A 22,383-nucleotide genomic window follows, 5' to 3' on the forward strand; every position below is an offset into this window, starting at 1 on the left:
TCTACTTATTTTTGTCTATTTTCATATAAAAAATTAAAAAATTTTTATATAAAATCAATTTATAATTTCCTTAGAAAAAATAAAAGTCTAAGATAAATCTTAGACTTTTGTTTCCTTTTATAACTATTACACTAAATTATTTAAAATATTTTTCTAATAATTTTTCAAATTCTCCATTAGATTTTAAAGTTTCTATAGCTTTATTAACATCTTCTAATAATTTTGTATCTTCTTTTCTTACAGCTATTGCGTAATCTTCAGCTTCACCTTTTCCTTCAGCAAGTTTTAATCCAGGATTTTTCTTTACATAGTTTACTGCAGTTTCAGAATCTAATACAACAGCATCTAATTTTCCATTTTGTAAAGCCATTATTCCAGCATAAGCAGCATTATATTTTTCAGAAGGTAATCCCATTTCTGTTATTACTAAATCTCCTGTAAATCCAAGCATAACTCCTATTTTTTTATCTTTTAAATCAGCAAAATCTTTTATATCATTATTTGATTCTTGTAAAACAATAACTTGATTAGCTGAATAATATGGTTCTGTAAAGTTAACAGATTTTTTTCTTTCATCACTTGCTGTCATTCCAGCTATTACTAAATCAACTTTTTTAGATTGAAGAGCTGGTAATAATCCGTCAAAACTCATATCTTTCATAACTACTTCTCTTCCTAACTCTTTTCCAATAGCATTAATAAGGTCAATGTCAAACCCTACCATTTTTCCCTCTTCTAAATATTCAAATGGTGGAAATTCAGCATTAGTTCCTACATAGATAGCTTTTTTCTCTTCTTTTCCACAAGCAAAAAACATTAACATTGTTAAAACAAGACCACAAACCTTTAAAACTTTTTTCATATTCTTTCCTCCATATATAATTTAATAAAATTTGTTAACGATTTAAAACTTTATTTAAGAATTCCTTAGTTCTTTCATGTTTTGGATTTCCAAATATAACTTCTGGAGAATCATCTTCTAATATTGTTCCTCTGTCCATGAAAAACACTCTATCAGCTACATTTTTAGCAAATCCCATTTCATGAGTTACTATTATCATTGTCATTCCCTCATCAGCTAACTCTCTCATAACATCAAGAACTTCTTTTATCATTTCTGGGTCTAGAGCTGATGTTGGTTCGTCAAAAAGAATTACTTCTGGGTCCATAGCAAGAGTTCTCGCTATGGCTATTCTTTGTTTTTGTCCTCCTGATAATTGGTCAGGATAAGCATTTTCTTTATCAGCTAAACCTACTTTTTTTAATAATTTTCTTGCTTTCTCATTAATTTCCTCTAATTTTGCATTTTTTACTTTTAAAGGAGATAAAGTTAAATTTTCTAAAACTGTTTTATGAGGAAAAAGATTGAAATGTTGGAAAACCATTCCAACTTTCTCTCTAATTTTATTTATATCTGTTTTATCGTCCATTAAATTTTGATTATTAATATAGATTGCTCCACCTGTAGGCTCCTCTAATTTATTAAGACATCTTAAGAAGGTAGATTTTCCACTTCCAGATGGTCCAATTATAGCTATAACTTCACCTTTTTTTATTCCTACTGATATATCTTTTAAAACTTCTAATTTTCCAAAACTTTTATATAAATGTTCTACCTTAATCACTTACTTTCAACCCCTTTTCAACATTTCTCATAATCTTAGTAAAGATTCCTACCATTATTAAATATATTAAACCAACAGCTAATAATGGCTCTACTCCTCTATAAGTTTGGCTAGTAATTATATTTGCTGAACGAAGTAAATCTACTCCACCTATAAATCCTACTATTGATGTTTCTTTTAATAATGTAATAAATTCACTAACAAGAGCTGGTAAAATTTTTCTTATAGCTTGAGGAATTATAACTTCTTTCATAGCTATATGATAAGGCATTCCTAAAGCTCTTGCTGCTTCCATTTGTCCTTTATCAAGTCCCTCAATTCCTGCTCTAATTATTTCACAAACATAAGCTCCTGAGTTTATTCCAAAAGCAATTCCTGCTATTAAAAATACAGGCATATCTCTAAAACCAGCAAAAATAATATTTGCTAATATCATAAGTTGAACTACTGCTGGAGTTCCTCTTATTATATCTGTGTATAAAATTGATAAATTTGTTAGTGGAGTCCAATTTTTCCATTTTTTATTTTGACTATGTTTAAATGGACGAAAATTACAAATTCTCATAATTGCAGCTAAAATTCCTAAGATAATTCCTAAGATAGCTGAAAATAATGTCACTCCTACTGAAAAGGAAAGACCTTGTATCATATATTGATATCTTTCTCCTTCTATAAAAATCTCTTTTAATACTGTTAAGTACTCTGTCATTTTTCCTCCTAAAAATATATATAAAATTTTAAATTTTTTAACTTAAAAAAAATAGCTTAGTTTCTCTTGAAACTAAGCCTTAACATCTTAATCAAAAATAACCTGTGGTTATAATTATGCTCATAGGAAATCCCTAATCTTTACAAACTAAAATAGATATTTTTGGACAAGTTCAAAGAAACGATATTAAATTTCGTTTAAAATTTTCTATTCCTTTCTTGCCTCGTCATAAATAACATAGTGATTCCCCCAATTATTTTTTATTAACTAATAGTATCAAATAAATTCTCTTTTGTCAATAATTTATTTAACTTTTTTCTATTTTTACAACAGTCCCACTAACTATTATTCCAATTCTATTTTTATCAAATTCTGTATAACTTAAATCTACTCCAATAATGGCATTTCCACCTTTAAGCATAGCATCATATTTTAATTTATCCATTGCAAATTTTTTACCTTTAGCTAATTTTTCTTCAAATCCAGAAGACCTAGCTCCAAATAAGTCTGATATATTTCCCTCTACCTCTGAAAATATTCCTGTTCCTATAACTACTTCTGCACTATCAATATCTATATAGTCTACAACTTTGTATCCCTCAATATTATTAGTTGTGGTAATTTTTATTGTAGAAATTCTTTTTTCAATCTCTTCCTTTCCACAGTCAGCACAATATTCTTCATTTCCAATTTTATAAAAAGTTATAGATTTAAAAAATCCAGCTTCTTTTCCACATTTTGCACATCTCTTTCCCATATTTCCTCCTTAAAATAATCTCATTATTAATGAAAAGATAATTGGTAAAAACATTCCTGGAAGCATATTAGTAACTTTTAAATATTTTTCTCCAAATATTAAAGTTAAACCTAATCCTGTTAAAATTGCTCCCCCAACTGCTGTTACATCTCCCATTACTTCTGGGGTTGTAACAACTTTTAAAATATTTCCCATACAAAACATCAATCCTTGATAAAGTACAACTATTATTCCTGAAAAAATAACCCCTATTCCATAAGTAGAGGCTAACATCATAGACATCACTCCATCTAATATTGATTTTATATAAATTAAATTTCCATCTCCATTTAATGCTATTTTTACAGGTCCTAATATTGCCATTGAACCTACACAAAATATTAAAGTTGAAGTTACAAAACCTTTTATCATTCCTCCCTCTTCTTTTTCTTTACTAAACTTTTCTTGTAATAATTTTCCTATATTTTTTAATTTTCCATCTAAATCAAATTTTTCTCCAATTACAACTCCTATTACTAAATATATTGCTACATACATTCCATTTTTAAAAGTTAAAGCATCTTTTAGACCCATTATAAAAGTAAAAAGTCCTAATATTTTTATTATTGATTCAGATATTTCTTTAGATAAAGTTTTTCTAAAGATATATCCTAGTAAAGTTCCCAAAACTATAGTCAATCCATTTAAAAGAATTATAAACATCTCTCCCTCCTTATAAACTTTTTATCTTAATGAATATTATAACAAATTTTTTTAAATTTCAATATTTTTCTTTAATTTCTAAAAAATTAGTGATATAATTTCTATAATTTTAAAAGTAAAGGTGATAAATATGATTAGTTTCAATAATGATTATAGCGAAGGAGCTCATCCTAATATATTAAATGCTCTTATAGAAACAAACTTTGAACAAACAGATGGATATGGAGAAGATTATTATACTAACTTAGCTTATGAAAAAATTAAAACTGCTCTTAATTGTGGTGATTCCCATATTAGATTTTTAGTTGGAGGTACACAAACTAATCTTGTGGTTATCTCTCATCTTCTAAGACCTCATCAAGCTGTTATATCTTCTGATGTTGGTCATATTAATGTACATGAAACAGGAGCTATTGAAGGAACAGGACATAAAGTTCTTACTACAGAAAAAATAAAAGATGGTAAATTAACTCCTGAAACAATAAAAAAAGTTTTAGATATCCATACTGATGCCCATATGGTACAACCTAAAATGGTTTATTTATCAAACCCAAATGAATTAGGAGCTATCTATACAAAAGAAGAATTAAAAAATATATATGAATTTTGTAAAGAAAATAATCTTTATTTCTATATTGATGGAGCTAGACTTTCTTCAGCTTTAGCCTCTGAAAAAAATGATATAGATTTATCTGATTACAAAGATTTATGTGATATTTTATACATAGGAGCTACAAAATCTGGAGCTTTATTTGGAGAAGCTGTAGTATTTTTCAATCTTTCTCTAGTTGGAGATTTCCAATATTCTATTAAATTAAGAGGGGCTTTACTTGCTAAAGGTAGATTACTTGGAATTCAATTTAATGAGTTATTTAAAAATAATTTATTTATAGAGATTGGAAAACATGCTAATAAGATGGCAAAAAAAATAAAAGATATATTTGTAAAAAATAATATTCCTTTTGTTGTTGATTCTTATTCTAATCAACTTTTTGTAATTTTTTCTAATGAATTAATAAGAAAATTGTCAGATAAATATAGATTTTCTATTATTGAAAAATATGATGAAAATAATACTGTAGTTAGATTTGTTACTTCTTGGGCTACAAAAGAAGAAAATGTAGACGAATTTATAAAAGATTTTGAAGAAATTATTAAATAGGTGATTTTTTATGGAAAATAAAAAATTGACAGAATTATTAAATCTTGTTAAAAGAAATATAACTCTTTCTGATTTAGGTATTCTATATGCTCACAATGGTTATGATGATGAAAGATATAGAGAGCTTAAAGAGATTAATTTAGAAATTTTAGATATTTTAACAGATGAAAATGTAAATTTAGAAAAGTTACATGATTTTTATTTACCTATAAGTGAATATCCAACTCCAAAAGTAGAAGTGAGAGGACTTCTTCTTAATGAAAATGATGAAGTTTTAATGGTGGAAGAAAAATTAGACCCTGGTAAATGGTCTATCCCTGGTGGTTGGTGTGATATTGGTTTTTCTCCAAAAGAAGTTATGATTAAAGAAATGAAAGAGGAAACAGGTTTAGATGTAGAAATTGTAAAAGTACTTGCTATTTTTGATAAAAAGTTTCACAACCACCCTGCTGATACTTTTTATACTTATAAAATAGCTTTTCTTTGTAAAAAATTAGATGGTAATTTAAAAACAACTTTTGATATTACTAATGTTAAATTTTTTAAATTAGATAATCTTCCTCCTCTATCTACTTATAGAATTTTAGAAGAACAAATTAAAACTTTAGTCAATTTAGCTAAAGATGAAAATTCTAAGACTTATTTTGAATAAAAATTTAAAATGTTTTACAAGTAAAAAATAAAATGATATAATTTTATTAGGAAAAATATTTTTTATTTTAAATTTTTTTGTCTGGCGAAAAATATTTTTTTCCTAGAAAAATGGAAGTTTTAACTTCTGAAAATAATTATTAAGTATACAACCTATTAATCTATAATAAAAAATCACTCTTTTTAATCTAAGGTATAAGTTATAACCCTTAATTTATGAGTGATTTTTTAATTTTATATTTTTAATTACTTATTTTTATTGATATTAAGAAAATAAAATCCCTTGATTTTTATATATAATATATAGTTTTTACCCCATTTATTACTAGATTTTCTCTATTCTTTCCCTCTAACATTTTCATATAAAACTGAGCTAACACTATTATTATAATTTGGAATGTTTTTAATAGGTTTATTAAAAAAATTTATATCTTTAAATTTACACTCAGTTACATTTTCCTCAAATACATTAGCTGTATCTATTGTAGAATTACTGAAATAAATTCCTTTACAATCTTTTAAATAAATATCTCCATAATAAAGGCTAATTCCCTCAAATAAAAACTCTCCCACATTAGGACTATCCACAACTATTGCATATTTTGTATTATGTTTTATTGAAGTAGCAGCAATTAAACCATGGGCGTCATTTTCTCCCTTTCCTATCTCTACTCCAATTTCATTATTACAGATATTTCCACCTACAAAATGAGTATTTCCTCCAATAATTTTTAAAGCAATTTGATTTTCTGATAAAGTACAATTTGTAAAAGTAGAAAATTCCCCTCTGACATCTACATAAATTCCTACCTCACACTTATTGGCAAAAAGATTTGTTATTTGATTTCCACTATGGTTTCCTACTGAACGACCAAATAATAATCCTTTTTTATAATTTTTTATTTGAATATTATTAATCATATTATTAAACCCTTGAGTAAAGTCTATTGCTGTTCCCTGTACTTGAGAATTTTCAAAAAATAAATTTTCAATAATATTATTATCACTACATTTTATAATTACAACATCTGAATTTGTGCTTATTACTGCTCCATTTCCTTTTAAAACTTGATATTTATTTAAAAATAATGTTGAATTTATAATATAATTTTTTCTTGATAGATTAACTGTAACTTTTGTATTAAATGCCTTTTTAAAAGCTTCTGTATCATCTGTTACTCCATCACCTTTAGCTCCAAACCAACTAATTTTTACCTCTCCATCACAAATAATATTTCCATAAAGTCCATTATCTAGTTTTATTCCACTTCCATTATCTGTATCAGATATTATTCTTTTATGCTCTGCTCCATCATAATTTGAATAATATCCTAAAACTTTAACAATATCCCCTTTGGAAAGATTTAATTTCTTTAATTCTACAACAGTATTTACTTCTAATTGCATTTTATCATCTCTTTTCATTAGATTTTTTCTTTATAAATAATATAATAACAAATTCAAAAATATAGTACAATAAAAATTTATAAAAAAAGGAACTATTAAATTAACTTTAATAGCTCCTAAAATTATTATCTTAAAACTTCCTTTAAATGTATTAATTTTCTTTAATCCAATTCAATAACTTTAAAAATAATTTTCATATTTTTATTATATATTTTTCTTCATTTAATAATTAAATATTATTTCTTATATGAAATTTTAGAAATAACAATTCCTACTAAAACAATCAATATTCCTATCCCTTTAATAAAACTTATTTTTTCATTTAATAAACATACACCTATTAAAGCAGCTGAAGGAATTTCTAAAAGAGAAATTATACTAGCTGTGCTTGGTGGTATAAATTTCATTGATAATGAATAAAGTAAATATGGAATTAAAGTTGGTATTAATGCATAAAAAATACAACTTTTAAAAATTTCAACATTTGTAAAAATTTTTATGAATAAATTTTTCTCTATAAAAAAAGATAAAAAAATTGTTGCTACTCCAAAAGTTAAAGTTGTTGCTACTACAGGGTCTAAAGTTTCTATAATTTTTTTATTAAAAATAGGAAATAATCCATAACTTAATCCTGATAAAATTCCATAAACTATCCCAATATAATCAAATTTTAAAGTTTCTAAATTTCCCTCTGTAACTAATATAAAAGTTCCTGAAAAAGCAATTATTAATGACATAATTTTAGTTATTCCTAATTTTTCTTTAAAAAAAATCTTACTTAATAAAATTGTAAATAAAGGTCCTGTAGCTAATAACATTATCCCTGTTATCGTTCCTACTCTAATAACTGAATTAGCATATAGAATATTTAATAATCCTTGAGACATAACTCCAGATAAGATAATCTCTAAAATTACTCCTTTATTGAAATACTTAGGTTTTAATTTATCTTTTTTAGTAAAAAAAATATATATTATTCCTAATACAAAAGCAAAACTCATTCTTATAAAGGCTATTTCAGAAGAATTTAACTTAAAATTACTTAAAATTAATGTTCCTAATCCCAAAGTTCCCCAAATAATTCCTGCTGTTATTGCTAATAAATATCCTTTATTATTCATTCCTCTCTCCTTATTTTTAAATATTAGAACTATTGGCTTTTTATATATAATTGACAATTTTTCTTTTAGTTTTGTTATTTTTTATTATTTATTTAAAAACCACTCTAAAAAGAGTGGTTTTATATTTTAATTAAAATTATCAATTTTTCTTTATAATAATTGTACTATACATTTTCTAATTTATTAAAAGTTTCTCTATCTAATTCTCCTTCCATTGAAGCTATACATACAGCTGCAACTAAATCTCCTGAAGAGTTTGTAGCAGTGTGAGCTTGGTCTATAATTCTATATATTCCTGCTACTAAAGCAGTAGCTTCTAATGGTAGTCCCATTTGAGTAAGAAGAGTAATAGAAATAACTAAACCTATTTGAGGAGTTGCAGCACATCCTACACTTAAAAAAGTTGCCTGAATAACTAAAAGTATTTGTTGTTGTATTGATAAATCAATACCATATAATTGACTAGCAAAAAGAACTATTATTCCAAAATAAATACATGTTCCATTCATATTTGCAGTTGCACCTAATGGTAATACAAAGTTAGATACTTCTTTAGAAATTCCTAACTTAGGAGCCACTTCCATTGAAACTGGTAAAGCAGCTGATGATGTACAAGTACTAAATGCTATAATCCAAGGTTGAATAGCCCTTTTCCAAAATAAAATAGGATTAACTTTTCCAATAAAAGTTAATAAAATACTATATACAACAACAGTTACAATTGCACTTGCTAAGTAATCTGTTAAAATAAATTTTAAAACTGGTCCAAATATAGCAGTTCCATATTTTGCCATAGCTACAGACATTAATCCAAAAACTCCATAAGGAATTATAGAAATAATCAATCCTATAATATTAAACATTGCTTCTGCTAAATTATTTATAATAGATGCTAAAGGTTTTCCTTTTTCTCCCATAATAATAATTGCAAATCCCAATAATAAAGAAAAAACTATAATAGGCATCATGTCTCCTGATGCTAAAGATTGAAATGGATTATTTGGAAGTAAATCTAATATAGTTTTATAAATTCCTGGAAGTTCTTTTACTTCAACACTATTAGCAGCTGTTCCTAATGTAACTCCTTTTCCTGGTTGAATAATATTAGCTAAAATAAGACCAATAGTTGCTGCTAATCCAGAAGTTCCTAAGAAGAATACAACAGTTTTTAACCCAACACTACGAAGTCTTCTTATATCTCCTAAAGATAAAGCAGCATCAGTAACAGAGAAAAATACTAAAGGAACTATTACCATTTTAATAGCCTTTATAAAAAAATCTCCTAAAAACTGCAAAAATGGCAATATATGGTCATTAATCATTGGATTATCTACTCCGCCCATAAAGTTTAAAATATATCCTGTTCCTATTCCTAAAAATAATGCTATAAATATTTTTATATGTAATGGTATTTTTTTAGAATCTTTCATTTTTAACCCCCTCTATGCTATTTCTGTATCTTTCTTACATTTTTAAGCTAGCTTTTATATTTTTTATTATATATTATATTTTTTTTAAAGCAAAATTATATAAAAATTTTATATGGGGTATAATTTTTTTATTATATCATCTTTTCAAAAATTTTAAATACAATATCCTCTCTTAACTTTTATAAAAAATATAAGGATGACCAAATATATGATTCATCCTTACATTAAATTTATATGACTTTTACTTTTCTAAGTTAAATAATTTTTAATATTTTTCTAATAATTTCTTATCAAACATATCATAATGATAATCACGCCATGTAGGATATATTTCTCTTTCATGTTGAACTTCATCCATATCTAAAGTTATAAACTTTAATTCTTCTTTATCAGAAGCTTTATCAAGAAGTTTTCCATTAGGTAATATTACTTTACTATCTCCACATAATTTTTGATTAGCTGGATTGTAACCAACTGTATTAACTCCTGCTACATAAAATAAATTTGACATTGCTCCTGAATATAGTCCTGTATTCCAATGATGTTGAAGAAGTTCTCTCCAAGCTGCACAACAAATTACTAATTCAGCACCTTTAAAATGTAATATTCTAAAAGTTTCTGGAAATTCAATATCATAGCAGATTAATAATCCTATTTTTCCAAATTCAGTTTCACAGACTTCAAATTTTTCTCCATCAGTAAAAATATCTTTTTCAGTATCCCATCCATATACTTTTGTATAATTTGCTATTCTCTCTCCTTTATTATTAACAAACATTACTGTATTAAAAATTTTTCCTGGTCTATCTTCTTTCTTTTCACAATACCCCATTATTATATGGATATTGTTATTAATAGCTTCTTTTTTTAATTCATTATATAAATAACCATCACAAGTCTCAGCTAATTTATGAAAAGTTTCTATAGGAGTATAATATCCCTGATAATAAAGTTCTGGAAAAACAATTAAATTTGCCCCTTTTTCACTTGCTTCTTTTATGGCTTTTTTTGCTTTTTCTAAATTATATTCACAATCTCCATGTTTTGACTCAAATTGAGCTATTGCCATTTTCAAATTTCTCATAATTACTCACTTCCTTATTGTTATTCTCTCATTATTTTATCATTTATTTTTCTATTTTACCAACCTGCTGGTAAATAACCTAAAGCTCCTAAAATTGCATATATAGCTGTTCCTCCATACACAATGATTAAAACTATTTGAACTGGCCAACTAGCTAATTTTCCACAAGTCCATTCAGGCTCAATATCCCCTGTTTTTCTAGCATTATTAATTATGAAAATAGGTAAAATAGCCATTATAGCTGCTGCAAATGTTCCTGAAAAATATAAAGCATCAACAAATCCAACTAAACCACTAACAGATAAATATAAAGGCAATGCGATAGCTACAACCATAATAGGTAATCTTATTCCTATTTCTTCATCAGAACGAAGTTTAAAGAAATCTACTATATTAGACACTAAAGTTTGAGTTATTGGGCAAAAAGAAGTAAACATAGCAACTAAAGCAAAATAGTTAGCTGCAAAGAAAGCCCATTGTCCTATTGCTTTTCCCCACGCTATTGTAGCCACTTGAGTTATTTGATCAGCAGGAGCTATAATAAAACATCCTAAAGGAATAAGTATTAATAAGAAAGCTGAAACTGCTTGTCCTATAAGTAAAGATGGAGCTAATTTTTTAGGAATATGTGATAAACCTCTTGCTAAATCTGGTACTAAATACTGTCCTATATAACTAAATGCTGCAACATTAAATACTGGAATAGCGTATTTCCATCTTTGTATAAGTAATCTACTTGCATCTGCATTTTTATTTATTATAGATGCTGTACATAAAATTATAATTAAAAATATCATTAGAGTACTCATATATGCCCCTGCACGTCCTACTGCTTTTAATCCAAACCAAGTAACAAGAACTGCTGGTATTAAAAATATCATAGTTCCAATCCAATTAGGAACTCCATACATAGAATTAAGAATGCTTCCACTACCATTTATATATGCTATTAAACAACTTATAGAGTTAACAACAACTGCTATAAAAATCAAAATTTTTCCTACTTTACCAGTATAACGTTCTGCTAATCCTGGTAATTGAACCATTACTCTAGTTCTCAATGAAGCTTCTGCAACATAATACATAGAAATTAAAGTTAATACACATGAAAAAATTAACCAAAAAGTAATGACTGGAAAACCTGCATAACGAGCTGAATAAGCTGTTCCAAGACATCCTGAACCTATTGTACATCCAATACTTGTTAAAATAGCTTCTTTAGGAGTTAATTTATGAATTTTTAATGCTCCTTCTTCATATTGTGAATTTCTTGTTTCTTTTTCTTGTGACATATTGTTCCTCCTTTTTATTTTTTTTATAATTTTTATTTATTATAATTTTTAATACTCATTTATAGCTTCCATTGAAAAAGTATCTTCTATAAAATCATTAAAATAAGGAATTTCACTTCTAACTTTTTGAATTTCATTTAAATCTACTTCACAAATAACAACTTCTTCTTTATCTCCAGATGCCCTTGCTCTTAATATTCCATCAGGTCCATATACTTGTGACCTTCCACAAATTCCTTCTCCTATAGTATTAACTCCAACTGTAAACATTAAATTAAATAATGCATTAGCTGATAAATCTATATCCCAACGTGGTTGTGCTCTCACACTCCAAACTGAAGGAACAAAAACTATATCAGCTCCTTTTAATGCCATTATCCTAGCAGGTTCTGGATATTCAGCATCATAGCAAATCATTATTCCTATTTTTCCTAAAGGCGTATCATAAACTGGAAACTTATTTCCTGATCTAAATTTTAATTTCTCCTCTCCCCAAGAATAAACTTTTCTCATATTCCCGATAACTTCGCCTTTCTCACTAATAAAAATGGCTGAATTATGAATTTTTCCAATTATATCTGTTGCTTCTGCATATCCTGCTATTATATAAATTCCAAGTTCTTTTGCTAAACTTGATAAAGTTTGAACAAAAGGACCATTATTTTTTTCAGCAACATTATTCATTTCAGTTGAATTTAAAAAATAACCTCCATAAAATAATTCAGGTAAACAAACTATTTCTGCTCCTTTTTGATAAGCTTCTTTTATCATTTTTATTCCTTTTTCTAAATTTACTTCTGTATCTCCATTTTTAGAAGAAATTTGGATTAGACCAATTTTAAATTTTCTTTTTTTCATAGATTGCACCTCTCTTTTATTTTTAATTAAGTATAAAAAAATTCATTTAATAAAAAATATGAATATTTTAATTCATTTAATTGGTAAAAATAAAAGCCTTTCGGCTATTATTTTTTATAATATAGATTTGAACTTTCCCAAAATTTTGTTAATTTTTCTAATTTTTTATTTGCTCTATTTAAATCTTTTTTACTCACTAATGTTAAAATAACTGATAATAAACTTAAGGTTGGTGCTGAATTATCAACAAAACTAATTTGTTCATTATGAGCATATAAACAACAATTTGAAAATAATGATATTGGTGAGTTTTCGTTATCTGTTATTCCTAAAGTTCTTATTCCTTTTAAAAAATTAAAATTAAGAATATCAACTGTATATTTAGGATATGGAGGAAAACTGATAGCTACTAATAAATCTTTTTCTGTTATATTATACATCTCATCATAATTCATTCCATGTAATGTTGTTAATACAAATACTTTATCTCTAATCCAAGACAAAGAATGACCAAAATAGCAAGCTAATCCATATTCAGCATGAGTTGCTACTATAAATACTTTTTCAGAAGATAATAACCAATCAATCGCTTTATTTAAATCACTTTCATTTATATTTTTCAATGTTTTTCTTATACTTTCTATATCTTTATTCATAGAATATGCTACAAATGAAAGAAGATCATTTTTTTCTGTTGGTAAATTTAAACGGTCAACTTGATATAATTTTCCTTTTAATACTTTTCTAAGTTCATTTTGTAAATCACTATACTTTGAGAAACCTATTTTTTTTACAAACCTTACAACTGTTGGTTCACTAGTCTTACTTTTTTCTCCTAATTCTTCTGCTGTAAAAAAAACAGCCTCTTCATAATGTTCTAATAGATACTGAGCTATCTTTTTTTGTTGTTTTGTAAAATTATCCATATTTTCTTTTACAAGTTTTAAAATTAAATTATTCATAATCTTTATCCCTTCCCTTATTTTTAAGAGAATTGTTTGTTTTTTGAATATTTTAATTTATATAATTCATTATAACTTTTTTTAAAACATATTTCAAAATATATAAAATTTTATTATGTATTATAAAAAATAATTATAACTATTTATAAAATCAGCTCTAACATAAATTCTCTTAATAATTAAAATATATTTTTTTAATATTCATATTATACTACAGAATTTGATAGTTATAAAAAAAAATTATAACTTATATTAGTTTTTGTATAACATTTGAAAAAAAATTTTTGATAGTATATTATTGTGTTATAAACAAAAACCAAAAAGGAGTGGATATAAATGGAAGATAACAGAATAATTGAATGTGTTGAAAGAGCAGATTACCTAATAAGCAAATGTATGGGAGTTAAACCAGGAGAAGAAGTTCTAATAGCAATAGACCCTCAAACAGACATGAGAATGGCTAATGCTATAGCTGCAGCAGCTTTAAAATGTGGAGCTGAATACAATATCTCTATGATGCCAATAAGAGGAAAAGATAAAGCTACTATTTTCCCTAAAACTCTTGAACTTGCAATGGAAGCTTGTGATGTATTTATTGGAATGACTACTGCTTCTGGAGCTGCAATTTATAACAATAGATTAAAAGAACTTATCAATGAGAAAAAATTAAGAGAATGTTCAATTTGTTTAAGAAATATAGATAACTTTACTCGTGGTGGAGCTTTAGCAGATTATGAAAAAGTTTATGCTGATGGAGTAAAATTACAATCTGTATGGAGAGGTAAAAAAATGGCTCATATAACAACTCCAGCAGGAACAGATTTATATATGGAAATGAATCAAATGGAACCTATCATTGAATGTGGAATAGCTAGAAATCCTGGAGATGCAATGGCATGGTCAGATGGAGAAGTTTCTTTAGGACCTGTAATTGGAACAACTCATGGAAAATTAGTTATAGATGGACCTATTTGTTACTATGGATGTCCTACAACTCCTGTTGAACTTAGAATAGAAGGAGGACGTATTGTTGAAGTAGTTGGTGGAGATGCTAAAATCTGTACTGAAATTCGTAGACAAATAGCTGAAATAAAAGATAGTGACAATATAGCTGAAATCGGAATTGGATTAAATAGAAACTGCTTATTTAATGGAGACTTTGAGGAAGAGAAAAAAGCATATGGAACTTGTCATATAGCTATGGGTAATGGATTCTACTATGGACAACCAGCTAGATCAACAGTTCATATAGATATGGTTCAATATAATCCTACAATAGAAATGGATGGAGAAATTATTGTAAAAGATGGTAAAGTTCTTTGTGTAGAAGATTAATTTTCCATTTATAAATATAACTTATATTAAAAAATAGTACGATTTTCATCGTACTATTTTTTATTTTCTAAAGATATTTTTAAAAATTCTTTACATGCATTTGATAAATATTTATTTTTCTTAGTAGCAAAATATATTGGTCTTGTTGATAGTTCTGGGTCCAATTTATAATATATTAAACTATCATTTTTTTGTTCATTTATTATTAATAAATCTCTTATAAAAATTACAGCACTTTCTGTAAATAAAGCTATATGATATCCTGTCATAATTTGATCAATCTTATAAATAGATTTAGGTGTAAATCCTGCTTTTTTACATAGAGCTAATCCTCTGATATACTGGTCATTTCCTTTCTTCATAGTAATAAAAGGCAAATTTTTAAATTCACTTAAAGAAACTTCCTGAATATTTGAATTTAAATGTTTTTTTTCTTTTATATCATCATATGTTAATTGGAACTCTTTTAGTTTGTTATTGATTTCCCATTTTGATGGAACAGCTAATAAAATATGTTCATCTTTATAGAAATATGTTTTTAATTTTTCATCATTTTCTGAAATAGCTGTTTCTAATATTAAATCTATCGAGTTGTTCTCTAATCCTTCTTTTAATTCTTTTATATTTCCTTCAATAACTTCTATATTAACTTTGGGATATTTTCTTTTAAATTTTTCTATAAGTTTAGGTAAAATAAAAGCACAAAAAAAAGAAGAACCACCAATTACAATATTTCCAGAATCTAATTTTCCTAAATCTTCAAAATATTTTTGCATATTATTTTCTATTTCTAAAATATTTTCAACACATTTTATATAATATTTTCCTTCTTTAGTTACTGTTAAAGGAATTGTTTCTCTATCAAATAATAAATATCCTATTTTCTGTTCTACTTTTTTTACCATAGCACTTAAAGCTGGTTGAGAAATATATAATTTTTTAGCTGCTTTTGAAAAACTTCTTTCTTTATAAATAGTATAAATATATTGCATTTCATTTAACATATTCTCTTCTCCTTTCAAATTTATAACTCAAAATTAAGTATCTCTTTTTCTATAATCTTACCAAATAGAACATTCTTCTCTAATTTTTTTTACTTCATCTAACTCAATAGAAATATTTAATATTTCTTCTTCTACTGTTGAGAAGTTGAGCTTATTCTATTAACTCCTACAATATATTATTTTTCTTAAATATATTTATATTATATCATAATTTCTATATAAAAAAAGGAACTATTAAATTAACTTTAATAGCTCCTAAAATTATTATCTTAAAACTTCCTTTAAATGTATAAGTTCCTCTTTTATATTTCTATGTTTTAAAGTTTTTAAATCAATTTTATAAAATCTAAAAATATATTGTAAAAACACTCCCATTATTAGAGCTGTAGCAAAAGTTCCTACACCAACTTTTCCTCCTAAAAGCCAACCACTTATTAAAGCAAAAAGCTCTATAGAATTTTTTATATATACAACAGGATATTTAGTTTTCTTAGTTAAAATTTGCATAAATCCATCTCTTGGACCACAACCCATTCCTTGTACCATATAGAAAAAAGTACCATAAGCATAAAAAAATATTCCTATAAATAAAATTATAAATCTATAGATATAAGACTCTTTTACAGGTATAAAATCTAAAAATATAATTAAGTCCATAAAAAGTCCTACACAAATAAAATTAATAACTGTGCCAAGCCCTATTGATTGGCCTAAGATTATATCTAAAAATACTATTGTTATCCCAAGTCCTATACTTGCTTGACCTATAGTAATTCCTATAGTTTTAGAAAGTCCTTGATGTAATACATCCCAAGGAGCTAATCCTAAATCTGACCTCAATATCATTATGCAACCTAAGGCACACATAAAAAGTCCACCTAATAATCTCAAATATTTTTTTACTTCCTCTACTCTTTTCCTCTCCATTTTTTACCTCTATAAATTTATTTTTATAAAACAAGAACTTATTTTGAGTTTTTGCTTTCAAAATAAGTTCATTTTATTTTTATATATTATTCAATGCTTCTTCAAAATCTGAAGAACCTGGTAAAGCTTTTAATAAAGCTTTAGTATAATCATGTTTTGGATTTAAGTATATCTCTTCTGGAGTCCCCTCTTCTACTATCTCTCCATTTCTCATAACTCCTATTCTATCACACATATGATAAACTACCCTTAAATCATGAGAAATAAATAAATATGATAATTTTAAATCCTTTTGTAACTTTTTAAAGAAATTTAAAATACTTGCTTGTCCTGATAAATCTAATGATGAAACAGCTTCATCAGCTATCAAAAGTTTTGGATTTGAAAGAAGAGCTAAAATTATTGCTATTCTTTGCTTTTGTCCTCCACTTAATTCACCAGGATATTTTACCAACACATCTTCATTTAAATTTGCCATTTGAAGCATCTCTTTTATTTTGCTCTCCATAAGTTTTTTATCTTTACACTTATTTATTTTGAATGGCTCTTCTAATATCCACTTTATATCTTTCATAGGATTTAAAGATGAGTTTGGGTCTTGGAATACCATTTGTATATCCCTAACCCCTCTTATTTTTTTATAATCAATTTTCTTTCCCTCAAAAATTATCTCTCCACTTTTAATTGAAGTTAAACCTGTAAGCACTCTAGCTGTTGTTGATTTTCCACAACCAGACTCCCCCACAAGTCCGTAAACTTCCCCTTCTTCTATATGAAAAGATACATCTTTTAATATATGCTTGTCATCATAAAATTTATTAAGATTTTTTATCTCTAATAACATCTTTTATCACCTTTTCACAAGCTACAAAATGATTTTTTTCAATTTCTACCAAATCATTTTCTTTACAATTATTATAATATTTACATCTATCACCGAAATAACATTTCTCTCTAGTTCTTACAAGTGGAGAAATAACTGTTCCTAGTACATATGGCAACATTCTATTTTTATCTTCCATACTGAAAAGCATACTATACAGAGCTCTTGTATATGGATGTTTTGCATTTTTTAAACTTCCCTCTAAAATTTCCACACTTCTTCCACCATACATTACCATTACTCTATCACAAATAGATTCAATAAGAGCTATATCATGAGAAACAAATATTATTGTAGTATTTTTTTCTCTATTTAATTTTTTTAAAAGTTTTATTATTCTAAGTTGTGTTCTTAAATCTAAAGCTGTTGTTGACTCATCACAAATTATTAAATCAGGCTCACATATAACAGCCATAGCTATCATCACTCTCTGTCTTTGTCCACCTGAAAGTTGATGAGGATATTTTTTACAAGCTTCTTCTGGATTATAAATATCACATTCTGTTAATATATCCAAAACTTTTTTCTTTCTTTCCTCTTTTGTTAAATCTTTTTTGTGAATTTCTAATGCTTCATCAACTTGTTTTCCAATTTTTTTCAACGGATTTAATGAACTAAGAGCATCTTGAAAGACCATGCTTATTTTATTTCCTCTAATCTTTCTCATTTCTTTTTCTGTTAAATCTAATAAATTTTTATCTTGAAATATTATCTCTCCTGTTGGATGAAATCTATCTTCTAATATTCTTAAAATACTTTTAGAAGAAATACTTTTTCCACAACCAGACTCCCCAACTATTCCAAATATCTCCCCTGATTTTATATAAAAATTTAAATTTTCAACCAGAGATAATAATTCACCTTTATAATCTACAGATATGTTTAAATTCTTAACTTCTAATAATTTCATTTTTACCTATCCTTTAGAATTATATTTTTCTCTTGCATATTCTCCTATAAGATTTATAGAACAAATTGTAAGTGTTATAAATAATCCTGGAAATATTGCATACCATGGAGCTGCTAAAAAATAAATTTGTGCTTCTCTAAGCATGGAACCCCAACTAGGATAAGGAGCTTGTATTCCAAGTCCTAAATAACTCAATGAAGCTTCTGTAAGAATAGACACACCCAAAGATAAAGCTGTAGACACAATTAATTTTCCTCTTATATTAGGAAAAATATAATGTCTTAATATCCATAAATTTGAAGCCCCTCTAGTTTTAGCTGAAAGGGTATAATTTTTTTCTTTTTCTTTTAAAGTTTCTCCTCTAGCAAAACGAGTAAAATGAGGTATATTCATTATTCCTATAACAAGAATTGTATTAAAAGTTCCTGGTCCAAAAGCTGTTATCATCATCAAAGCAAATAGTATTCCTGGAAAAGACATAAAAGCGTCTATAATTCTCATTATAATTTCATCTACATATCCACCTATATAACCAGAATACATTCCCAAAATTCCACCTACAAAAAGTCCTATTCCTATAGATGAAAATCCTACAAATAAAGCTATTCTTCCACCTTCCATAATTCTTGTAAATATATCTCTACCAAATTTATCTGTTCCAAAAAGATGAGTTAAACTTGGAGAAGCTAATTTATTATCTATATCTATTGAAGTCACTCCATAAGGACTAAATATTTTAGCCAATAATATAATTAATATAAGCACTACAAAAAATCCTATTCCAAATAGAAGATTTTTATTAATACTTTTTAATTTATTCATAAAATTCACCCTATGATATTTTTACTCTAGGATCTACATAAGAATATAATAAATCCGTAATTAAATTTATCGATATTACAACTACTGCACTATATAAAACCAAAGCTTGTACTACTGGATAATCTCTATTTTCTACTGCTAAGACCATAAGACTTCCAAGTCCTGAAATATTAAATAAGTTTTCTACTATTACACTACCAGCCAAAACTTTTATAAATAATCCAGAAATTATAGTAAGCATTGGAAATAATATATTTCTCAATACATCAGTTATTATAACCTCTGCCTTCCCTCTTCCACGAGCAATAGCAGCTTTTACATAATCTTTATTCAACTCTTCTAGTATAATATTTTTTAAATAAATAGAAGTTATTGAAATTTGAGAAATAGCCAAAGTTACTGAAGGTAATATTCCATTTACAGTCTTTAACGAAACTTTTAAATATACTCCAAAAATCATCATTAAAAGTAGTCCAATCCAAAAGGAAGGAATAGAAATTCCAATCATATTAAAAATTGTCAAAAATTTATCCCCTCTTTTTTTATTTCTCATTGCTGAAAAAAGTCCTAGAGGAAATCCTACAGAAATTGTAATTCCCATAGCCATTGTTGCTAAATTTAATGTTGTTTTCACTCTCTTTTTTATAAGCTCGTTAACAGGAGTAGAGTATCTTATAGATTCTCCCATATCTCCTTGTATAGTTTTTCCTACCCATTCTACATAAGCTATATATTTAGGTTTATCTAAACCATATTCTTTTTTCAAAACTTCTACCTGTTCTTTAGTTGCATCAACACCTAATTTTGATAATATAGGGTCACCTGGTATAACATTTAAAACTGTAAAACTAATAACAGATACTAGAAAAAGTGTTGTTAATGAAGTAAAAATCTTTTTTATAAAAAACACTTTTTATCTCCTTTTTATTTTTTTATTGATAAACTTCCTATATCTATTACATATATTGGATAGATTTTAAATCCTTCTATATTTTTATTTAAAGCCACTATATAATTTGGTGCTTGTAAAAATACTGAACCAACATTTTCTGTTAATATATATTGAGCTTCTTTATATAATTTTCCTTGTTCTTCTTGGTCTATTTCATAAGGTATTTTTTCTAATACTTCATCATAATCTTTGTTTGAGAAATTAACCATATTTCTTGGGTCTTTAGTTATATATCTATCAACTGTTGCATAAGGAGATGGTTTTCCTTCAAATCCTATAACAGTCATTTGATAATTTCTATTTTTATAAACATCACTTAACCAAGTTCCCCACTCAATTTCTTCTATTTCAACTTCTATTCCAGCTTTTATTAATTGTTCTTTTATAATTTGAGCTGTATCTACATGAAGTTGATAGTTAGCTGGAGCTCTTAATTTTATTTTTAATCCATTTGGATATCCAGCTTCTTTTAATAAAGCTTTAGCTTTTTCAATATCTGTTTTATATAAATTTTCTGTCTCTCCATTATAAATAGATTTTACTGATGGGCTAATTGCTCCTCCAGAAACACTTCCTTCTCCTAAAGTAGCTCCCTCTATAATTTCTTTTTTGTCTACAGCATATTGAATAGCCTGTCTAACCTTTAAATTATCTAATGGTTCTACAGCATTATTTAAAGCCAAAAGTTGAACCATATTTTGTTCACCTTTTTCTATCTTTCCATTTTCTCCTATCATATCAATATATCCAACTAATAATCTAGGAATTATATCTACTTCCCCTACCTGAAAAGCTATTATGGCTCCTTGCTCATCTTTTATAATTCTAAAATCTACTTCTTCTACATTTCCAATTTTTTCATTTGCCCAATAATCTTTAAATCTTTTTAAAGTAACTTTCTCTCCAGGCATATAACTATCTAAATAATATGGTCCTGTTCCATAGATTTTTTCCCCATCTTCGTAAACAATTCCATCTAAGAAAGCTGCTATTCCCTCTCCAGATACTTTTTTAAATTTAAAAATGACCTCTTCTCCATTTACTTTTACATAATCAATATTTTTCTTAAATTCAGTAGTTGATAGATTAGTTGGAAAATCTTTTAATAAAAATCTATCATAAGAAGCTTTAACTAATTCTGGTGTTACTTCTACACCATTTTGAAATAAAATACCTTTTTTTATTTTAAAAGTATAAGTTAAAGCATCCTCAGAAACTGTATAACTTTCAGCAATAGCAGGATAAATGTTTCCATTTGAATCCATTTTTAACAATCCTTCAAAAATATTAAAAAGAATTTCTCCTGTAGCTGCAGCAACATATTGATGAGGGTCTAAAAAATCTGGGTCTTGTGATACTCTAACTACTACTTTATTTGTAGTTGTAGTTTCTTTTTCGCTTTTCCCACCACATCCCACTAACATAATCAACATCATTAACAGTGCAAAAATCTTCTTTTTCATAAAATATTCGTACTTAATTTTTTTGAATTAAAAAAATCCAAAAGAATATATATGTATTGTGTCTACTACTCTCATAGCTACCCAGCAGACTTCTCGGAGTACAAAATCCTTTTTTTAGGTTCTTCATTTTTCGTTCTCATGATTTGAATATATAAAACTCTTTTTTTATAAATTCTCCTCTAAATGAAGAAAGTTAAATTTTATTAATCAACATATACATAAATTTCTTACACTAAATTTTATAAAAAATTCATATATTTAAATTTAACTATTAGTAAGTTTTAAAAACCCCCTAAAAAAATTAGATTTTTTAACTTAAATATACCT

General features: G+C 26.3%; 22 protein-coding genes. 3 read left to right on the forward strand and 19 right to left on the reverse strand.

Annotation, left to right across the window (positions count from 1 at the left end):
- Positions 1 to 136: 136 nt before the first annotated feature.
- From HF862_RS08650 to HF862_RS08670, 5 genes are all read right to left on the reverse strand, one after another.
- On the reverse strand, positions 137 to 862 hold the full coding sequence (locus HF862_RS08650; RefSeq protein ID WP_170187469.1) for a basic amino acid ABC transporter substrate-binding protein: 726 nt from the start codon (positions 860 to 862) through the stop codon (positions 137 to 139).
- A 34-nt stretch (positions 863 to 896) separates the two neighbouring features.
- Complete coding sequence (locus tag HF862_RS08655; protein ID WP_170187470.1) at positions 897 to 1,625, reverse strand: amino acid ABC transporter ATP-binding protein; 729 nt, start codon at positions 1,623 to 1,625, stop codon at positions 897 to 899.
- Positions 1,618 to 2,334: an amino acid ABC transporter permease gene (locus tag HF862_RS08660; protein ID WP_170187471.1), complete on the reverse strand. Its 717-nt coding sequence runs from the start codon at positions 2,332 to 2,334 to the stop codon at positions 1,618 to 1,620. The genes HF862_RS08655 and HF862_RS08660 overlap by 8 nt, the downstream gene beginning before the upstream one ends.
- Before the next feature lie 307 nt (positions 2,335 to 2,641).
- Positions 2,642 to 3,091, reverse strand: a complete 450-nt coding sequence (locus HF862_RS08665; protein ID WP_170187472.1) for a YbjQ family protein — start codon at positions 3,089 to 3,091, stop codon at positions 2,642 to 2,644.
- 9 nt (positions 3,092 to 3,100) lie between these two features.
- Entirely contained in the window at positions 3,101 to 3,793 is a 693-nt protein-coding gene (locus HF862_RS08670) for a DUF554 domain-containing protein (protein WP_170187473.1), read from the reverse strand.
- A gap of 130 nt (positions 3,794 to 3,923) precedes the next feature.
- On the opposite strand from HF862_RS08670, the gene HF862_RS08675 reads away from it, so the two are divergent.
- Positions 3,924 to 4,955: a low specificity L-threonine aldolase gene (locus HF862_RS08675; RefSeq protein WP_170187474.1), complete on the forward strand. Its 1,032-nt coding sequence runs from the start codon at positions 3,924 to 3,926 to the stop codon at positions 4,953 to 4,955.
- Between the two features lie 10 nt (positions 4,956 to 4,965).
- Complete coding sequence (locus HF862_RS08680) at positions 4,966 to 5,607, forward strand: NUDIX hydrolase N-terminal domain-containing protein (protein WP_170187475.1); 642 nt, start codon at positions 4,966 to 4,968, stop codon at positions 5,605 to 5,607.
- A gap of 335 nt (positions 5,608 to 5,942) precedes the next feature.
- On the opposite strand, the gene HF862_RS08685 is transcribed toward HF862_RS08680, so the two are convergent.
- The 7 genes from HF862_RS08685 to HF862_RS08715 form a co-directional block, all read right to left on the reverse strand.
- Positions 5,943 to 7,031, reverse strand: a complete 1,089-nt coding sequence (locus HF862_RS08685) for a glycosyl hydrolase family 28-related protein (protein ID WP_170187476.1) — start codon at positions 7,029 to 7,031, stop codon at positions 5,943 to 5,945.
- Between the two features lie 218 nt (positions 7,032 to 7,249).
- The gene (locus tag HF862_RS08690) at positions 7,250 to 8,134 is read right to left on the reverse strand and encodes a DMT family transporter (protein WP_170187477.1); all 885 of its coding nucleotides are present in this window, start codon (positions 8,132 to 8,134) and stop codon (positions 7,250 to 7,252) included.
- Between the two features lie 164 nt (positions 8,135 to 8,298).
- Positions 8,299 to 9,564, reverse strand: a complete 1,266-nt coding sequence (locus tag HF862_RS08695; RefSeq protein ID WP_170187478.1) for a dicarboxylate/amino acid:cation symporter — start codon at positions 9,562 to 9,564, stop codon at positions 8,299 to 8,301.
- A 265-nt stretch (positions 9,565 to 9,829) separates the two neighbouring features.
- Complete coding sequence (locus HF862_RS08700; protein WP_170187479.1) at positions 9,830 to 10,648, reverse strand: carbon-nitrogen hydrolase family protein; 819 nt, start codon at positions 10,646 to 10,648, stop codon at positions 9,830 to 9,832.
- A 56-nt stretch (positions 10,649 to 10,704) separates the two neighbouring features.
- Entirely contained in the window at positions 10,705 to 11,940 is a 1,236-nt protein-coding gene (locus HF862_RS08705) for an aromatic amino acid transport family protein (RefSeq protein WP_170187480.1), read from the reverse strand.
- Between the two features lie 48 nt (positions 11,941 to 11,988).
- Entirely contained in the window at positions 11,989 to 12,798 is an 810-nt protein-coding gene (locus HF862_RS08710; protein WP_170187481.1) for a nitrilase-related carbon-nitrogen hydrolase, read from the reverse strand.
- Positions 12,799 to 12,905: 107 nt separating this feature from the next.
- Positions 12,906 to 13,760 (reverse strand): MurR/RpiR family transcriptional regulator, encoded by an 855-nt coding sequence (locus HF862_RS08715; protein WP_170187482.1) that lies wholly within the window; start codon positions 13,758 to 13,760, stop codon positions 12,906 to 12,908.
- A gap of 336 nt (positions 13,761 to 14,096) precedes the next feature.
- On the opposite strand from HF862_RS08715, the gene HF862_RS08720 reads away from it, so the two are divergent.
- Complete coding sequence (locus HF862_RS08720) at positions 14,097 to 15,095, forward strand: aminopeptidase (RefSeq protein WP_170187483.1); 999 nt, start codon at positions 14,097 to 14,099, stop codon at positions 15,093 to 15,095.
- A 53-nt stretch (positions 15,096 to 15,148) separates the two neighbouring features.
- On the opposite strand, the gene HF862_RS08725 is transcribed toward HF862_RS08720, so the two are convergent.
- The 7 genes from HF862_RS08725 to HF862_RS08755 all read right to left on the reverse strand — a co-directional run bounded on the left by HF862_RS08725 (position 15,149) and on the right by HF862_RS08755 (position 22,056).
- Entirely contained in the window at positions 15,149 to 16,099 is a 951-nt protein-coding gene (locus HF862_RS08725; RefSeq protein ID WP_170187484.1) for a LysR substrate-binding domain-containing protein, read from the reverse strand.
- A gap of 264 nt (positions 16,100 to 16,363) precedes the next feature.
- Entirely contained in the window at positions 16,364 to 17,026 is a 663-nt protein-coding gene (locus HF862_RS08730) for a YitT family protein (protein WP_170187485.1), read from the reverse strand.
- Positions 17,027 to 17,105: 79 nt separating this feature from the next.
- Positions 17,106 to 17,870 carry an ABC transporter ATP-binding protein gene (locus HF862_RS08735; protein WP_170187486.1) on the reverse strand — a complete coding sequence of 255 codons (765 nt, stop codon included), beginning with the start codon at positions 17,868 to 17,870 and terminating at the stop codon, positions 17,106 to 17,108.
- A complete protein-coding gene (locus tag HF862_RS08740) occupies positions 17,845 to 18,819 on the reverse strand; it encodes an ABC transporter ATP-binding protein (protein WP_170187487.1) in 975 nt (324 codons plus the stop codon). Before HF862_RS08740 ends, HF862_RS08735 begins: the two co-directional genes overlap by 26 nt.
- Before the next feature lie 6 nt (positions 18,820 to 18,825).
- Positions 18,826 to 19,641, reverse strand: coding sequence for an ABC transporter permease (locus tag HF862_RS08745; protein ID WP_170187488.1), 816 nt, complete (start codon positions 19,639 to 19,641; stop codon positions 18,826 to 18,828).
- A 10-nt stretch (positions 19,642 to 19,651) separates the two neighbouring features.
- The gene (locus HF862_RS10060; protein WP_170187489.1) at positions 19,652 to 20,551 is read right to left on the reverse strand and encodes an ABC transporter permease; all 900 of its coding nucleotides are present in this window, start codon (positions 20,549 to 20,551) and stop codon (positions 19,652 to 19,654) included.
- Between the two features lie 14 nt (positions 20,552 to 20,565).
- Positions 20,566 to 22,056: an ABC transporter substrate-binding protein gene (locus HF862_RS08755; RefSeq protein ID WP_170187490.1), complete on the reverse strand. Its 1,491-nt coding sequence runs from the start codon at positions 22,054 to 22,056 to the stop codon at positions 20,566 to 20,568.
- Between the last annotated feature and the right edge of the window lie 327 nt (positions 22,057 to 22,383).

The sequence above is a fragment of the Fusobacterium sp. FSA-380-WT-3A genome (genome assembly GCF_012843705.1).
Classification (GTDB): Bacteria; Fusobacteriota; Fusobacteriia; order Fusobacteriales; family Fusobacteriaceae; genus Fusobacterium_B.

Coding starts and splice junctions, on each gene's coding strand:
- HF862_RS08650 (WP_170187469.1), bottom strand. CDS start 862: ATGAAAAAAGTTTTAAAGGTTTGTGGTCTTGTTTTAACAATGTTAATG.
- HF862_RS08660 (WP_170187471.1), bottom strand. CDS start 2,334: ATGACAGAGTACTTAACAGTATTAAAAGAGATTTTTATAGAAGGAGAA.
- HF862_RS08665 (WP_170187472.1), bottom strand. CDS start 3,091: ATGGGAAAGAGATGTGCAAAATGTGGAAAAGAAGCTGGATTTTTTAAA.
- HF862_RS08670 (WP_170187473.1), bottom strand. CDS start 3,793: ATGTTTATAATTCTTTTAAATGGATTGACTATAGTTTTGGGAACTTTA.
- HF862_RS08675 (WP_170187474.1), top strand. CDS start 3,924: ATGATTAGTTTCAATAATGATTATAGCGAAGGAGCTCATCCTAATATA.
- HF862_RS08680 (WP_170187475.1), top strand. CDS start 4,966: ATGGAAAATAAAAAATTGACAGAATTATTAAATCTTGTTAAAAGAAAT.
- HF862_RS08685 (WP_170187476.1), bottom strand. CDS start 7,031: ATGAAAAGAGATGATAAAATGCAATTAGAAGTAAATACTGTTGTAGAA.
- HF862_RS08690 (WP_170187477.1), bottom strand. CDS start 8,134: ATGAATAATAAAGGATATTTATTAGCAATAACAGCAGGAATTATTTGG.
- HF862_RS08695 (WP_170187478.1), bottom strand. CDS start 9,564: ATGAAAGATTCTAAAAAAATACCATTACATATAAAAATATTTATAGCA.
- HF862_RS08700 (WP_170187479.1), bottom strand. CDS start 10,648: ATGAGAAATTTGAAAATGGCAATAGCTCAATTTGAGTCAAAACATGGA.
- HF862_RS08705 (WP_170187480.1), bottom strand. CDS start 11,940: ATGTCACAAGAAAAAGAAACAAGAAATTCACAATATGAAGAAGGAGCA.
- HF862_RS08710 (WP_170187481.1), bottom strand. CDS start 12,798: ATGAAAAAAAGAAAATTTAAAATTGGTCTAATCCAAATTTCTTCTAAA.
- HF862_RS08715 (WP_170187482.1), bottom strand. CDS start 13,760: ATGAATAATTTAATTTTAAAACTTGTAAAAGAAAATATGGATAATTTT.
- HF862_RS08720 (WP_170187483.1), top strand. CDS start 14,097: ATGGAAGATAACAGAATAATTGAATGTGTTGAAAGAGCAGATTACCTA.
- HF862_RS08725 (WP_170187484.1), bottom strand. CDS start 16,099: ATGTTAAATGAAATGCAATATATTTATACTATTTATAAAGAAAGAAGT.
- HF862_RS08730 (WP_170187485.1), bottom strand. CDS start 17,026: ATGGAGAGGAAAAGAGTAGAGGAAGTAAAAAAATATTTGAGATTATTA.
- HF862_RS08735 (WP_170187486.1), bottom strand. CDS start 17,870: ATGTTATTAGAGATAAAAAATCTTAATAAATTTTATGATGACAAGCAT.
- HF862_RS08740 (WP_170187487.1), bottom strand. CDS start 18,819: ATGAAATTATTAGAAGTTAAGAATTTAAACATATCTGTAGATTATAAA.
- HF862_RS08745 (WP_170187488.1), bottom strand. CDS start 19,641: ATGAATAAATTAAAAAGTATTAATAAAAATCTTCTATTTGGAATAGGA.
- HF862_RS08755 (WP_170187490.1), bottom strand. CDS start 22,056: ATGAAAAAGAAGATTTTTGCACTGTTAATGATGTTGATTATGTTAGTG.